Consider the following 14,184-nt stretch of genomic DNA (forward strand, 5'->3'; position numbering starts at 1 on the left):
ACTTCGAATTTATTTGATAGAAAATGGATATTTTGATTATCTGGTGGCGAAGTCATGGCGTATTTTTCATTAAAAAAAATACTAACTTCAGTTTTTCTTGTATTGATTTTAAAGTCAGTATATTTGCATGCTGACGACACCGAGTTGCCAAAGATAAAGGCGCAAGCTTTAAATATTTATACGACGCTTAAGATGTCTGAGGACGCGTCATTTTCAGATCATCACCGTGTTCATATTTATGTCGGCAATCGCGCCGACGATTTTATTATTCAAGCGGCTAAAATTCAAATCGACGAAAACGCGCCGATTCGCTACGTCTATAGCGAAATAGAATCCAGTGTTTTGTTGGAGGGCGGCGCGCACGAAATTACCACTGCGAATTTAGCTTCTGGCAGCCATCGTATTAGAGCAGAAATTGTCGCGCTAGCGCGTGGTGCCGGTCCAAATGTAGATCGAATTTTCCCTAGTATAGAACAGCAGGTAAATGTCGAAGACGAAACCCATATTGAGTTTGAGCTGGTCAGCGAAGGTATGAAGAAAATGCTGGGCAATGCCGATATTGTAGTTCGAGATTGGCGGCTTAGCTTATGAAAATAGCTATTTTCATCGCACTTGCCATTGCTTCCGCTAGTCCATCGATTTATGCCGATGACGATTCGCCGGCAATTTCTCAAGATCCCAGATTGCGAGCATCCTATTTTTATGCGCATACACATCGGCCGTTTGAGGCGTTGGCGGGACTGTCGGTCGCGCAAATGCAGGGTGCGGGCTTATCCGACTCAGCGGATTTAAATGCCGCAATTGATACTGCGGTGATTGAGCTAGGTCTTGATGCAAAAATGCTGGAGGCGGGCAGCTTTACCTATCGTGTGACTGGAAATGGTCACCGTGAAGAATCGCCAATTTATACGAAATACAATCATGGACTGAGTTTGCTTCAATCCAGCACTCCATTAGATGGGGTGAAATTACTTAATGAGATTTCTACTGGGGAATATCTAGAGAATGATGAGAAATTATTAAAAGACAGAACTAATTTAACACTTGGATATTATTTATTAGAGACAGGTGATCAGCGCGGAGCAATCAATTATTTTCGCCAAGTAAGACGCTTGAGTATCTACGCTAATAGGGCTTTGGTTGGTTTGGGTTGGGCCTTGTTGAGCCCGAATACCGGTCTGGAAAAAAATGAAAATTCGCTGCGTAAATCTGCTGATACCGCGGCGGATGATTATCTGTGGTCGGGTTCAGATGACGAGCTAGCATGGTCGCGCCGCGATGCGCCGTTTCGGCGTGCCTGGGCCATAGCGAAAGGCGAAAAGGAGAAGGATCTGCGGGCAGCGATGGTGCCCTGGATGGAGTTGATTAGCCGCGACCCCTTAGATCCTGCAGTGCAAGAGGTCATGCTCATTATTCCCTATTTAATGCTTCATTGGGATGGTCAGCAAGCTAGATCAGAGCAATACTACATTTCTGCAGTTGGGCGTTTAAAGCGAGCCTCTTCCGATCTAGTCACTATCGAAAAAGATATACGCAGCGGCGGCTTGATAAAAAGTATTCAGGCGGCCGACGCCAATCAGGATAATGGCTGGGAAATCTGGCTGAGTGATTTAACGGCCAGCAGACTCGGGGGATACATAAGTATCTTGTTAGATACCCCCGGTTTTAGAGAGGCCCTTGACGAATTTCGTCAGTTAGATCGCATTCATATGCGCTTGGAGAGTGTGTTAGCTGGCGGCGCCGAAGCGGCTAGTGCGCGTCGCGAGGAGCGAGCCGCTGCTAGGGCCTTATTAGCCAAAATAGAACACCACCGCTCACATTGGTCATCTGTCATTGAGCAGTTAGCACTTAAGCGGGTGGTGGAGCATCGTAATCGCACGGAAGCTTACTCTGCGGAAGCGGAATTTGCCTTGGCGCGTAACTATGAGCGCCTGCGTCAAAGCTTGTCGAGTGTCATGTGGAGTGAAAACGAATCATGATATTTAACGCTGAGACAAGGGCGCACCGGCTAGGGCTGCGCAGGGTGAAAACGCCGCTGCTGCTATTTGCTTTGTGCGGTGCGTGGCAGGTTTGTTGGGCGATAGAAGGTGACAAGCAGACGATCGGCGAGCTTCTCGACAGGAGTGCACAGAACCCAGACCGTCTCATTTTAACGACAACGCCAAAGCAGCAAATTTCAAATGCAGCGAAAGCGAGAGAGCGAGCACGGCTAGCTGCGATAGAGCATTACGAGCGGGTTATTGGCGCTAGTGCCGCGCCGGCTATACGCGCTGAGGCGATACGTCGCGCCGCGGATTTAAGAGTTGAGTTTATCGACGGCGAGTTGAGTCACTCTGGGGCGTCGATTAATGGAGATGCCAGCAAAAATCAGGAGCTAAAGACTGCGATCACGTTGTATTCACAATTGCTAAGTGAATATCCAAATTACAGTGCGGCAGATTATGTGCTTTATCAAATGGCGAGGGCCTACGATTTAAGTGAGCTGCAAGATAGTTCTATCGATACGCTCAGGCGTTTAAGCCGGGAATTCCCAGAATCGAAGCGCGTTTATGAATCGTCGTTTAGGGCCGCGGAAATGCTCTACTTACGTAAACGCTATTCAGAAGCGATTGTTGAATATCAGCGTATCACCGCGAAGGAGTCAAGCGCGCAATATTGGTGGCTGGCGCAATATAAGCAAGCGTGGACTTACTATCAGTTGGACGATTACAGCGCCTCTGTGTCTGCCTTCGCCAAGATACTAGATGCCCTAAAGATTCAGTCCGAGCTTACTGATTTAGCTGGTCTACTGGCTTTTGCCCCAAACGACAAGGCGGAGTTAGTTAGAGACGCTGTTCGTGGAATGAGTAAAGCATTTTCAAAGCTAGCTAGGGCCGATGAAATTGATGACTATTTCGCTGCTAAGCAGAATCAATTCTATTCCCCAGTCATTTATCGAGAGCTTGCTGAGATATATTCGCGTGAAAAGCGCTATACCGACGCAGCTAGCGTGTATGAGTCATTTGCTAGGTTGAATCCCCACCATATTTTGGCGCAGCAGTTTAGCGAACGAGGTATAGCCTCATATCGGGACGGTGGGTTTAATGAACTTGCGGTGACGGCGCAGGAGCAATATATCGGTACATATGGGCCTGGCAACGCCCTATGGCAGGCGGATGGCGTGTCCAGTGATCACCGCCGATTAATTCGTCGATACATGCAAGATGTGGTCACGTATAGGCATGCGCAGGCGCAGCAGCTTGCTAAGACAAATGAGGAACCATTCAAACAGCGCTTTTCTGATGTTGCTGAGCGTTATCTCGCAATTATTACGTCATTTCCGGAGGACGAAAACCTCGAAGACGTGGTCGGGCATTATGCCGATGCCCTGTATGAATCCGAACGTTTTGACGAAGCGGCGCTTCAGTACGGAAAATTAGCCTACGAATACGCTAACCCCGAGCGGGCGGGGGATGCTGCATTGGCCCAAGTCAAATCATATCGGCAGTGGTATCGCAGTTTAAAAGACAGCCAGGCGAGTGAGTCGGATCTTGGCGATACCCGATCTAAAGTGTTTAATGCGATCGCAGAGTTTGCCAATCGATTCCCGGATCACAAGCAGCGGTCGTCGGTGTTGCTTGCAGCGGCGGAAGACCATTATCAGTTGGCGGCCTTTAGCGAAGTGGTTGGGATTTGTTTACCGCTAATCCGTGCAAACAACTGGTCTGATGAAAAATTGCACAGCAAAGCCTTAGGCCTGCTTGCGGATTCATATTTTGCAATTAAAGATTATGCGCAGTCCGAGAATTACTATGCGGCTTTGCTGCCACTCATGGATGGCGGGGATAATGAGCGCAAGCGTACTGCTAAGAGTAGGCTGACTATATCTGTTTTCCGGCAGGCCGAGCTTGCAAAACAAAATGGACAGCCTCGCTTGGCCGCTGACTTGTTCCAGCGCTCGGCACATTTGTCGGCGGACAAAGGGCTAGTGGCGGAGGCCACCTTTAATGCTGCCGGACAGCTATTTGAAGCCAAGGACTGGTTGCAAAGTGCGTCGTTGTTAGAGCGCTTCTCTGATGAGTTTAGCGGCCACAATATGTTGGTTGATGCAGAGAAAATGTTGGCGGCCGCCTATCAAAAGGCAGCTGATCCCATAAGGGCCGCTCGAACTTATGAGCGAATATCCAAGATTACAATTGCCTCTACAGAACTGCGGCGCACGGCGCAGTTAAGCGCCGGCAATCTTTATATATCGGCTGGCCAACGAGATGATGGCGCGAGAGTATTGAGCGCCTACTTGCGCAGCTATCCACTCCCTTTAGAAGATGCACAGAGTGCACGCTTTGCCCTTTCAGAGTTGTACGCGATTAATTCCACGTCGCAAACAAAGTGGTTGCGAGATATTGTCGCTGCAGATGCGGCATCCCGAGAGAAAAATTCAAAATCCCAATTAATGGCTGCTGATGCAAGTTATAAGCTGGCGATGGCCGATGTCGATTTAGCAAATTCAATTTTCTTATCGCTACCCATTGAGAAAAGTCTGCCGCGGAGACAGGCCGCAATGGAAAAAGCCATTGGGTCACTTGTGAAGTCGTCGTCATTTGGATTTTCTGATATCACGACCTTGGCGAACTATGAATTGGGTGAATTGTACAGAAAGTTTGCGATGGCCCTACTTGAATCTGAGATACCCAAGAAAATGGACGACGACGTCCGTGAGCAGTACCTGATTTTACTAGAAGAGCAGGCCTACCCCTTTGAAGAAAAGGCCATAGCTGAATATAAGTCCAATATGGATTTGATAGATGAGGGGGTGTGGACGCCTGGTGTTAGAAAAAGCGTGATCGCTTTGGCTGAGTTGGCACCGGCGAAATATGGTAAGCAGCCAAAACTTGAGAAGGTCTATGATTCCTTATACTAAGTGCATTTGTATCGTGTACCTAACTACGTTGTTACTCGCGTGCGCAAACTCAAATTCAGTGGTGCGCAGTGATAGGCCGAGCTCAAGATATTCCACCGACTTTAAAAAGGCCGTCGCGACAATGCAGTCAGGCGATGTGGTGTCTGCAAAGGCAGCCTTTGAGGCGCTCACTGAAAAGGTGCCAAATTACAGTGGCCCATGGACAAATTTAGGCATCATCTCCGCGGAGCAGCGGGATTATGTAAAGGCCGAAGCATACTTTAATGAGGCCTTGCGGTGTCAATCTAATAATACCATCGCAATGAATTGGCTGGGATATTTGCGTGCAGTCAGAAAGGACTATTCGTCGGCGGAAAAATGGTATTTGCGTGCAATTGCAATTGATCCTCGTTATGCGGAAGCGCACCTAAATATTGCAATGCTTTACGAAGCGAATATGCGGCGTCCTAAGGATGCCCTTGAACACTACCGAATATATCAATCGCACACCAATGGGGAGAGTACCCTTGTTGCCGCGTGGATACGTAATCTTGAAGAAAGCTCAAATTATGTAGCATCAAATGCCGAGTTAAGTAAATGACAGCCAAAATCTCTTTGACAGGCTTAATGCTGCTATGCACTTCAGGGTTGGCCGCGGGTGACGCCGACCGAGAAGTGAACAATGTCAGCATGGGAATGACTGTTCACGGCGATGCAGCCGCTGCGGTTGGCCTTTATCTGATGCCGTGGAGTAACGAGCAAGTAAGCGATATCGATCGACCACCCCGCTTGCTGAGCGAAAATATTGAACAGATCGATGTCGGTGAATTCCGGAAAATGGCGGAGTGGGATCAGGCGCGGCGTGACTACCAAATTTGGCGATTGCAGAGAAATAATTGGTAGTTATCTTAATTTTTTAATTTTAGGTGAGGGCAGTATATGGAAGCCATAACGAAGTTTGTGGAGTTCTTTAATGATGGCGGACATTTTATGTACCCTATTGCGTTGGTTTTGGCGCTGTCCGTGGCTATTAGCATTGAGCGGTTTGTTTTTCTCGGCAGGTCACTGCGGGAAAATCGACGCTTGTGGGCGCGGGTGTCTCCCTTGCTGGGAAGCGACGATTTGGGAGAGGCGCAGGCGATGGTCAATGGTTCGAAAGTCGCAGTTGCCCGCATTTTAAGTGAAGGTTTGGCGCAGGCTGGTACGGCAAGACGGCGTAGTGAGTTGGAAATGGCGACGGAAGATAGCTTGGTTTCCATTTTGCCAGCTATTGAGCGCAGAACCCATTATCTAGCCACTTTTTCAAATGCCGCAACCTTGCTTGGTTTGCTAGGTACGGTATTGGGCTTAATTGGCGCCTTCGGTGCGCTCGGCAACGCCGATCCAGTTGAAAAGGCGAATCTATTATCAGCAGGTATCTCCGAGGCAATGAGTTGTACAGCTTTTGGTTTAATGGTGGCTATTCCCAGTTTATTTGCGCATGCCTATTTGCAAAGCCAGGCCGAAGAACTAGTTAACACCCTGGAGTCTGCCTGTGTCCGTTTTGTGTCGGTGCTTAGTAGCGGTGGAGCGGTACATCTTAAGTAAGTGGGGCTGGCTTTAGTTTGCCAGTAATAGTAAGGAGTTGGTAATGACATCACTATTTCAAGCGGAACCAGATTTCGACGACAGTGAATGTTGGCGTTCGCGCCGCTCACGACGTTTGCAACGCAAACTTAAAGGACGCGCTGATGGCGAGCTTAATATCGTCTCCATGATTGATGTGTTTGCGGTGCTGGTGTTTTTTCTATTGGTGGGCTCTTCAATTTCAGCGAGTAAATTACATACCTTAAATTTGACAATTCCACTTGCGAGTAATAGCTCACTCGAGACTAAGAAGGACTTTTACTTAACCGTAGCATTGCATAAAGACAAAGTTGTGATATCGCAAACTGGAAACGAAACAAGTTTTGCTCATATAAATGGCACGGTTGACTCGGCATCTTTGGCGGAATTGCTGAGAACTATTAAGGCAGATTACCCCGCTGAGGAGAGGGTAAGTCTATTGGTGGATGACGCCGTTGCATACGAGCAAATTATACGAGTTATGGACAGTATTCGCATGTACCCGTCAGCGGCAGAAGGATCGACGGGCGTGCCATTGTTTCCGGCCATATCGATGGGCGATATTGCGGCTGTGAGTCTTAGTGATAGCGAGATAGGTGGGAAATGAATTACACCGCGAGCGACCGGCGAGTTATTCGTAAGCTTAAGCAAACGAAGCGTCAGGTCTCGATAAATGTTGTCTCGCTCATCGATATATTTGCGATTCTTGTATTCTATCTTCTTGTAAACGCTCTCGTTGTTGAGGTGATCCCTGAATATCAAAATTTAAAATTGCCCGACTCGCTCTCAAAGGATCAGGCTAAGCGAACAGTGGCAGTTGCTATTAGTGATAAAGACATACTCGTGGATAATGATGTCGTTATGAGTATTGAAGCCGCATTAGCAGAGAATGCTGGAACCCTGGATTTACTTGCCGAAATGCTAGGCACTCGGGCACAAGATTCTGAGGACAATGCGCTAGACCCACAAGGTCAGCCATCGATACTTGATGTAAATATCGTCGCCGATCACAAAACGCCATATCTTCTTCTTAAGAAAGTACTGGCGACGTGTGTAGGGGCACAATTCGGTAAGGTGTCGCTAGCGGTAAGGGAGCTAGAGCGAGGTAGTACTAAATGACTTCAGTTCCGAGCAATTCAGTGTTGGGTTTCGACTGCTGGGGAATACACGAAGACGCAGACCGACGGTTTCGCAAGATTTTGCGGAATGTTCTGCTTGTTACCGGCTTGGTCCTTATTGGTTTGCCATTCTGGAAAGTAGATCCATTAAGGGAAATTGCAAAGCAAAATCCCCAGGAGTTCTACCTTGAAATCCTACCTCCGGCTGCGATAGAAAAGCCTAAGCCTGCACCGCCAAAAGTTGAAGTCAAAAAGGTAGATAACAAACCGGTAAGCAAAGCTAAAGAAAAGGCGTCGACACTTGCAAAAGCCGAAGATACAGCGGCAGAGAAAAAGGCGGCGCAGCGAAATATCGCAGCGGCAAAAAAGGCGGCATCCGCCAGTGGCGTGATGGCATTCAGCGAACAGCTCGCGACCTTGCGTGAAACAAACGCTAGAACTTTGGTGTCTCCGCAAGTACTGAGAGATAGGGGTAGTGTTGTAAGTAGAACAGAATCATCGACGTCCAATTTACTTAGTGTCACTACCCATGGATCAGGTGGCGCGATTACTAGCGGCGAAGATGTAAGCGATAAAGGCAAAAAAGTGGAGCTTGCTGCGCATAATACGCAAAAAATAGCGGTTTTGACTGCAGGGTCGCAAAGTGGGGTCGCTGCCGCTGGTGTCTCAGGAAGTGGAGGTGGCCCTAAGACGCGAAGTTTAGAAGAGATACAATTGGCTTTCGATCGTAGTAAAAGTGCATTTTATGCGATATTCAATCGCGCTGCGCGCTCAGACTCCACCATTGGCGCCGGTACGGTTGTAGTATCCTTGACCATTCAGCCTGATGGAACTGTGAGCGAGTGCTCTGTTGTGTCATCGAGTTTTTTCAATCCTGAGTTAAAAGAAAAACTCATACAGCGAGTCAAGCAGATAAAATTTGAAAGCAAGGGGGTTCCTGTATTTTCTTACGATAGTTATCCAATTAGCTACGTACCTAGATAGATTGTTGGCGTGTAGATTCAAGAGAATAAAAATATCAAGTTCGTTTTCCTAAAAATGAAGCTATATTTCCCTTCATAGTGTGTCTTTGAAATGCAAAATTGTATTCCAGGTATGTCTAGATTTGCTTCAGAGCGGCGCATTTTGTACCGAGAAAATAGAAAAAATATTATTGGGTAAAAAAGGCGAAGTTAGCTAGCTGCTTCAGGGGATAAAACAACTGTTGATAGCTAACCCCGCAATGCGCAAATCACGGGTAGTTAAATAATCCCTCCTGCAACTACGCCACCAAGTAGTGGAATTACCGCCGTGTTGGTGAGATCTAAAACGACGGGCGTGAGACCGCCAAGCAAACTTGCTGTTGGTAGCGGAATACCAGAAGCAGTTAGTCCATCTACTAATGGAAGAACAACATCAACGGTTTGCAAGGTGAGTGGTAAGCCACCGCTTAGTAATGATCCAAGTAAGTCGCTGGTAAGCGGTGTTAAACCGCCAACTAGGTCGTTACTTAATAGGCCACTTACTAAGGGCAATGCCTGGTTGGTGAGATCAAGGATGCTAGGAACAATGCCCCCCAGCAATCCAGATGGTAGTGCTGTTAAGCCAGCCCCGCCGGTCGGTGATAATGATAGGCTTCCCAGTGGGACAGTAGCAAGTAAGCCTGTTAGTTCTGCTTGAGAATGAGCTTGGCTTGCGAACGAAATCGCGGCACCAAGTAGTATTACTTTTAGTGGTTTCATTACAGCTCCTATTTGTCGTTTCTTGGTATGCACAGTATTTTGTTCATAATTAAAAGCAATTACGGTGCCATATTAGGAGTGTCTAATTTTGTTATTTTTGTATCCATATTTAGTCTTTATTTGACTAAATGAAGAATATTTTTAGAAAAAACAAAAGTTGCCGAGTAATGAATGCATCTGATTTGTGCAAGTGTGGTAAAGATGTGCGTTTTCGAGCGGAAGATGTTGGTGCGTAATTTTAAAAATGTTACATATGCGGCCATAAATTTGTGTTTCCCATGGTTTTATAATTTAAAAGATGGGTAATACATTAAATTACTAAGCCTTTTACTTAGTCGAGGTGATTATCGCAGAAAATAGTTTTGTTTGTGTTGTTGTTATGGTGTGTGACCTGGTCTATATGCGCGCTGATGGTGCAAAATTGGCTTTGCTTGGGTGTGGCATTTCGGCTGCATAAGTGTGCAGATGCTTTAATAATGAATATTCTACTTGATTATTAAATAAAAATAGTCGCACTAAATTTTTACATGATCTATATGTTATATGTCCATAATATTGCCATGTCTATAATATGGCTAAAATATGGTTCTATAATGATGCATTAATATGAATTAGTTGCTTGATGAATGCTCTTTTTTGATACACCCATTCTTTGTTATTTCTTGTAGTTTTCCCTTGTTTTGTTTATGGCACAGCTGTTGCTAGTTGTGTCATGCACCCTTAAAAAGACGGATTTCATGTACTGAATTGTTGTTAAAGTTCTTGGATTTGATTCCTGGGAATCACCAATTATTTCCAAATAATGATTTTTCATTACAGAGAATTTCCGCGAGAACGCGGGGCATTTATTTATGCATTGTGGTTTGTCTATTGATTAGGAGCATCAAAATGGAAGAAGCAAAAAGAGCTAAATTTCCCGTAAGTAAAGGTGCGGCGCTGGTCGTAGCAATGCTTGCTAGTGGGTTATCACAAGCGGGCTGGTATGACAGCGGTAAAGTGCTGGCAACCGGGGGCGTCAGTATGATTGACGGTGCCGGTGGCGGGGGTATAACGCCGTGGGCAACGATAACCGGTTACGGTACAAAAGAGGGGATCAATGGCGATCTTCATTATACTTACGCCCCATTAGCTAACTACACACTACACTCGTTAGGAGCTGCGGTTGGCTTTTGGGACAGATTTGAGTTGTCGTACACGTCTAGTGCCCTTACTACCGGTTCGACCTTTGACACCGTCGGGCTAGTCGCAGACACTTTGGGTGGTGTGACGGGGTCGCTCGCGGGTACGCCGATTAATACCGGTATTGAACCTTTTAATACAACGATTGAGATGGAATCCATCGGCGCTAAGGTTCGTGTCTTTGGCGAAGCAATTTACGATTCCGATAATCTAATTCCGCAGATTGCGATTGGTGGATTTTATAAAAATAATAAGAATGAAGATCTCTTAAAAACACTGAAAGCTGATAAAGCCAAAGACTGGGAAGCCTATATATCTGCTACGAAGATATTTTTCCCAATTAATACCCTTATCAATATTACGGCGCGATACACCGCCGCTAACCAAACCGGCTTGGTGGGTTTTGGTGGGCCAGATGGCAGTGATAAAGAGATTCGTCCGGAAATATCGTTGGCCTATCTACTTCGCAAGGATACTGTAATTGGTATTGAGTGGGCTCAGCATGGGGACAATCTTGAAGGGGAGAGTGTTGAAATTGCTGGCTTAGATCTAACTGGTTTACAGCCTACCTTAGAAGCATTGGGGCTTGGCAACGTGTCAGGAACATTAACTCAGCACGAAAGTGATTGGTATGATGTTTTTGTTGCGTTTTTCCCAAACAAAAACCTATCTATCACCATGGCATATGCGATGTTAGGTAACATCACTATTACTCCTGATCAGCATGGTTTTTACATGTCACTGCAAGCTAGTTTCTAGGTTCAATTGATAATACTTTTTAAATTTCTGGAGTGAATTATGAAACAGATATTTCGTACTATAGCGATGATCTTTGTGCTTTGTTTAGCCGCGAGTCCTAGTTTTTCGCAAACCGGTAAAACCGAAACCTACCCGCCTATAGACAGTGATGCGCTTGAGCAGTTTGGTGGTCCAGAGGGAGTGCGCAACTGGGTAGAAAGTCTCTTTTACTACATTATGCTGGATAACAGAATCAATCACGTGTTTCGCGAGTTCGGCAATATTGAGAGGCAAATCTACTTAAATACGCAATTACTGCAATTGGTTCTAGGCGGTAATGAGGTTGAGTACCAGGGCGCGAGTATGGCTGCAGCGCACGCGGACTTGGGTATTACGCTAACGCAATTCAATGCGGTTGTGGAAGCGGCGTACAATGCTTGCGAGCGAATTCAGCTGACCTATGAAGCATGCAATTTAATGATTGCCGGCTTGGCTCCGTACAAGCACGCCATTGTAACGCGTTAATTTATGATTGGAGATCGCATGCTTAATCAATCTGAAAGAGCGGGCGAGGCGGCATCGATTGATGCCGCTGATTTTGCCCCTTATCGACACCTTGCTGTTATCGCTCTCTTTGCGTTTGTCTTAATGTGCTCTATGACAGTTGTGGCCTTTGAGCTTTACAAAACATTTCAAACCCCTGAAGTATTTTTGGCTGATGTTTTTAAAAATGATGTGCCTTCACCGAAGTTGCTGGTACTAAATAGCGCTTCACAGAGGGAGATCGCATCAGTATTTAATCGCTCATTCCCGCAGCAGCGAGTTCGCTATTGGGAAGATGGCGATAGAACCGTTTGGATCTTTGATGATATTGGTAAAGAGGGTTATGTGCCGACCACCAGTGGCTTTGTTATCAATAATGGCGTTGTCGATTCCGCCAAGGTCTTAATTTATCGCGAGTCTCGCGGTGAGCAAGTGGCGGAGCCATCATTCCTCAATCAAATAAATGGCTCGAAGGCTGCGGGAAAGGGCTTAGATAAACCGGTGGACAATATTACAGGGGCGACATTGTCGGTAGAAATGATGAAGCGTATGGCCCGCACCGCGATTACTTTGGATTCATTGCGCAGTAAATGAAAAAACCTTGTAAGGAGTTGTTATGCGTGATCAGAATGCGGTGCGAGTTGATGCGCAAGAATCACCCACTTTTGTCGATACATCAGTGAAGCGGAAGTCAGTTGTGAATTCGGTGAGGTCATCGGTGGCTAAGCCAAAGTTGAATGTGTCAATGTTGCTGCGTAAGTGGCATCAGCGAGTTGGTTTATTCGCTTTTGTTTTTATGGGCTGGCTAGGGTTTAGTGGTGTTCTCTTAAATCAGAGCGTTAGTCTTGGCTTAGATGCTATACGAGTCGATTCCACGGCATTGATGTCGCTCTATGGTCTTCATACCCAAGTTCCCGAAAATGGATACCGCTCTGGCAGTCACTGGTTGGTCACAACTACCGAGAATACGGTGTTGGATGATATTGCGCTAGCCCAGCATATTCCGTCGCCGTTGGGCTTTGTTGATATTAAAAATGCATTTGGCGAAACTTTGTATGTTGCAACAAGTGACAAGTTAACTCTGCTGTCGCCAGAGGGCGTCGTGATTGAGGAGCAAAGTGGTTTTATGCTGCCCGTAGGCCACATTCGTAATCTAGGTTTAATAGAACGAGGTGGTTCGTCGCATTTAGCTTTGCAGGGTGAAAATACCTATATCACAGAAGATGGGCTCACATGGAATGAGCTTAATAATTCAGATGATGTGTCTTGGTCTCGCTTGGTTGATTTAACGGATGAGGCAATCTCAGATGTTGAGCCTTTTGCTCATCCCACGGTAGCGCTTGAGCAGGTACTGATAGATTTGCACAGCGGCCGATTATTTGGATTGATTGGGTCTACGGTTATTAATATTGTCGGAATTGCCGCTGTGTTTCTCTCTATAACGGGAATTTGGATGACATGGCGAACAGGCCGTATGCGTAATGCTAGGTCGAAGAAGTAATTTCATGATTTGCGTGTTGCTCTCCCGTTAATTGGGGGCTCGATTTAAGAGGTGTGTATGAAGATATATTACTGCATCTGTACTTTGCTAGCTGTAATAACGATGATTTTGGGGGCGGCAATTTCCTCTGATGTGATGGCAGGCGAAAGCGCTGCCGGTATTGAAATAGCAAATTTTAAGTTTGACCCTGGTGAGAAGACTGTTGCTGTTGGTCAAGATGTTGTGTGGAAAAATCTCGACGGTTCCACGCATACGGTATTGATTGATGGGAAAGAGAGTCCGCGGCTTAAAAAGGGTGATGATTATCGCCAGGTATTTTCCAAACCGGGGAGATATGCTTATCAGTGTGGCCTGCATTCATCGATGAAGGGTGTGGTTAATGTGAGTGATGCTGCGGCTGTTAAATCAGCTGGCTTGATAGTACCTGCACCGTCAAGTCCAAAAGCGATGCCTGCTGTCCCAACGGTTATCGCTAGTTCGGCATCTAGTGGTATTCAAAAGGTGGCTGGCCCTGGCCCTACGCCAGTGCCACACGCTGATTCCGCTACGGAGGCGCCAAATGTGGTTTCCATAGTCGATTTTATGCGGTTTTCGCCAGCGGTGCTCACTGTTAAGGCGGGCACGACGGTGACATGGAATAATTACGATGGCTCTAATCATATTATTGTCTTTGGAAATGTTCGTAGTCCGCGTCTTAAGCACGATTCAAGTTTTTCCTATGAGTTTAATAAGCCGGGTGAATATTCCTATATATGCGGCATCCACGGCGAGAAAATGTCGGGAAAGATTATTGTGATGTAATTGATTGCCGTTTGAATGTTTTATGTGCTCAGGTAGATGGTCTCTATCTGAGCATTTTTGTATTGCGATTATAATAATAATTTTATAGTTGGTTTTCTG

General features: G+C 46.2%; 15 protein-coding genes. 14 read left to right on the top strand and 1 reads right to left on the bottom strand.

The window, feature by feature from the left end; translation table 11 throughout:
• Positions 1 to 54 precede the first annotated feature (54 nt).
• From KXJ70_RS15970 to KXJ70_RS16010, 9 genes are read left to right on the top strand one after another with little or no spacing between them, the layout of a single operon-like run.
• Positions 55 to 591 carry a hypothetical protein gene (locus tag KXJ70_RS15970; RefSeq protein ID WP_219044542.1) on the top strand — a complete coding sequence of 179 codons (537 nt, stop codon included), beginning with the start codon at positions 55 to 57 and terminating at the stop codon, positions 589 to 591.
• The gene (locus KXJ70_RS15975; protein ID WP_219044543.1) at positions 588 to 1,979 is read left to right on the top strand and encodes a hypothetical protein; all 1,392 of its coding nucleotides are present in this window, start codon (positions 588 to 590) and stop codon (positions 1,977 to 1,979) included. Before KXJ70_RS15970 ends, KXJ70_RS15975 begins: the two co-directional genes overlap by 4 nt.
• Positions 1,976 to 4,900: a tetratricopeptide repeat protein gene (locus KXJ70_RS15980; protein ID WP_219044544.1), complete on the top strand. Its 2,925-nt coding sequence runs from the start codon at positions 1,976 to 1,978 to the stop codon at positions 4,898 to 4,900. Before KXJ70_RS15975 ends, KXJ70_RS15980 begins: the two co-directional genes overlap by 4 nt.
• On the top strand, positions 4,884 to 5,480 hold the full coding sequence (locus KXJ70_RS15985) for a tetratricopeptide repeat protein (RefSeq protein ID WP_369409802.1): 597 nt from the start codon (positions 4,884 to 4,886) through the stop codon (positions 5,478 to 5,480). Before KXJ70_RS15980 ends, KXJ70_RS15985 begins: the two co-directional genes overlap by 17 nt.
• Positions 5,477 to 5,782 carry a hypothetical protein gene (locus tag KXJ70_RS15990; RefSeq protein ID WP_219044546.1) on the top strand — a complete coding sequence of 102 codons (306 nt, stop codon included), beginning with the start codon at positions 5,477 to 5,479 and terminating at the stop codon, positions 5,780 to 5,782. Before KXJ70_RS15985 ends, KXJ70_RS15990 begins: the two co-directional genes overlap by 4 nt.
• Before the next feature lie 36 nt (positions 5,783 to 5,818).
• The gene (locus KXJ70_RS15995) at positions 5,819 to 6,466 is read left to right on the top strand and encodes a MotA/TolQ/ExbB proton channel family protein (RefSeq protein WP_219044547.1); all 648 of its coding nucleotides are present in this window, start codon (positions 5,819 to 5,821) and stop codon (positions 6,464 to 6,466) included.
• Between the two features lie 43 nt (positions 6,467 to 6,509).
• A complete protein-coding gene (locus KXJ70_RS16000; protein ID WP_219044548.1) occupies positions 6,510 to 7,091 on the top strand; it encodes an ExbD/TolR family protein in 582 nt (193 codons plus the stop codon).
• Complete coding sequence (locus KXJ70_RS16005; RefSeq protein WP_219044549.1) at positions 7,088 to 7,603, top strand: biopolymer transporter ExbD; 516 nt, start codon at positions 7,088 to 7,090, stop codon at positions 7,601 to 7,603. Before KXJ70_RS16000 ends, KXJ70_RS16005 begins: the two co-directional genes overlap by 4 nt.
• A complete protein-coding gene (locus tag KXJ70_RS16010) occupies positions 7,600 to 8,586 on the top strand; it encodes a TonB family protein (RefSeq protein WP_219044550.1) in 987 nt (328 codons plus the stop codon). The genes KXJ70_RS16005 and KXJ70_RS16010 overlap by 4 nt, the downstream gene beginning before the upstream one ends.
• A 257-nt stretch (positions 8,587 to 8,843) precedes the next feature.
• Here the strand turns inward: KXJ70_RS16010 and KXJ70_RS16015 are convergent, their stop codons facing one another.
• Positions 8,844 to 9,323 (bottom strand): hypothetical protein, encoded by a 480-nt coding sequence (locus KXJ70_RS16015; RefSeq protein WP_219044551.1) that lies wholly within the window; start codon positions 9,321 to 9,323, stop codon positions 8,844 to 8,846.
• A gap of 888 nt (positions 9,324 to 10,211) precedes the next feature.
• Between KXJ70_RS16015 and KXJ70_RS16020 the strand changes: the two genes are divergently transcribed.
• The 5 genes from KXJ70_RS16020 to KXJ70_RS16040 are packed head-to-tail and all read left to right on the top strand — an operon-like array spanning position 10,212 to position 14,085.
• Positions 10,212 to 11,261, top strand: a complete 1,050-nt coding sequence (locus KXJ70_RS16020) for a DUF3034 family protein (protein ID WP_219044552.1) — start codon at positions 10,212 to 10,214, stop codon at positions 11,259 to 11,261.
• 39 nt (positions 11,262 to 11,300) lie between these two features.
• On the top strand, positions 11,301 to 11,765 hold the full coding sequence (locus tag KXJ70_RS16025; RefSeq protein ID WP_219044553.1) for a group I truncated hemoglobin: 465 nt from the start codon (positions 11,301 to 11,303) through the stop codon (positions 11,763 to 11,765).
• Positions 11,766 to 11,783: 18 nt separating this feature from the next.
• Positions 11,784 to 12,377 carry an FMN-binding protein gene (locus KXJ70_RS16030; protein WP_219044554.1) on the top strand — a complete coding sequence of 198 codons (594 nt, stop codon included), beginning with the start codon at positions 11,784 to 11,786 and terminating at the stop codon, positions 12,375 to 12,377.
• Positions 12,378 to 12,399: 22 nt separating this feature from the next.
• Positions 12,400 to 13,284, top strand: coding sequence for a PepSY domain-containing protein (locus tag KXJ70_RS16035; protein WP_219044555.1), 885 nt, complete (start codon positions 12,400 to 12,402; stop codon positions 13,282 to 13,284).
• Positions 13,285 to 13,341: 57 nt separating this feature from the next.
• Positions 13,342 to 14,085, top strand: a complete 744-nt coding sequence (locus KXJ70_RS16040) for a cupredoxin domain-containing protein (RefSeq protein ID WP_219044556.1) — start codon at positions 13,342 to 13,344, stop codon at positions 14,083 to 14,085.
• Positions 14,086 to 14,184: the final 99 nt, after the last annotated feature.

This window comes from Zhongshania aquimaris, assembly GCF_019312595.1.
In the GTDB taxonomy this organism is placed as follows: Bacteria; Pseudomonadota; Gammaproteobacteria; order Pseudomonadales; family Spongiibacteraceae; genus Spongiibacter; species Spongiibacter aquimaris.

Excerpts from the sequence above, each read along its gene's own strand:
- KXJ70_RS15970 (WP_219044542.1), top strand. The coding sequence starts at position 55 with ATGGCGTATTTTTCATTAAAAAAAATACTAACTTCAGTTTTTCTTGTA.
- KXJ70_RS15975 (WP_219044543.1), top strand. The coding sequence starts at position 588 with ATGAAAATAGCTATTTTCATCGCACTTGCCATTGCTTCCGCTAGTCCA.
- KXJ70_RS15980 (WP_219044544.1), top strand. The coding sequence starts at position 1,976 with ATGATATTTAACGCTGAGACAAGGGCGCACCGGCTAGGGCTGCGCAGG.
- KXJ70_RS15985 (WP_369409802.1), top strand. The coding sequence starts at position 4,884 with ATGATTCCTTATACTAAGTGCATTTGTATCGTGTACCTAACTACGTTG.
- KXJ70_RS15990 (WP_219044546.1), top strand. The coding sequence starts at position 5,477 with ATGACAGCCAAAATCTCTTTGACAGGCTTAATGCTGCTATGCACTTCA.
- KXJ70_RS15995 (WP_219044547.1), top strand. The coding sequence starts at position 5,819 with ATGGAAGCCATAACGAAGTTTGTGGAGTTCTTTAATGATGGCGGACAT.
- KXJ70_RS16000 (WP_219044548.1), top strand. The coding sequence starts at position 6,510 with ATGACATCACTATTTCAAGCGGAACCAGATTTCGACGACAGTGAATGT.
- KXJ70_RS16005 (WP_219044549.1), top strand. The coding sequence starts at position 7,088 with ATGAATTACACCGCGAGCGACCGGCGAGTTATTCGTAAGCTTAAGCAA.
- KXJ70_RS16010 (WP_219044550.1), top strand. The coding sequence starts at position 7,600 with ATGACTTCAGTTCCGAGCAATTCAGTGTTGGGTTTCGACTGCTGGGGA.
- KXJ70_RS16015 (WP_219044551.1), bottom strand. The coding sequence starts at position 9,323 with ATGAAACCACTAAAAGTAATACTACTTGGTGCCGCGATTTCGTTCGCA.
- KXJ70_RS16020 (WP_219044552.1), top strand. The coding sequence starts at position 10,212 with ATGGAAGAAGCAAAAAGAGCTAAATTTCCCGTAAGTAAAGGTGCGGCG.
- KXJ70_RS16025 (WP_219044553.1), top strand. The coding sequence starts at position 11,301 with ATGAAACAGATATTTCGTACTATAGCGATGATCTTTGTGCTTTGTTTA.
- KXJ70_RS16030 (WP_219044554.1), top strand. The coding sequence starts at position 11,784 with ATGCTTAATCAATCTGAAAGAGCGGGCGAGGCGGCATCGATTGATGCC.
- KXJ70_RS16035 (WP_219044555.1), top strand. The coding sequence starts at position 12,400 with ATGCGTGATCAGAATGCGGTGCGAGTTGATGCGCAAGAATCACCCACT.
- KXJ70_RS16040 (WP_219044556.1), top strand. The coding sequence starts at position 13,342 with ATGAAGATATATTACTGCATCTGTACTTTGCTAGCTGTAATAACGATG.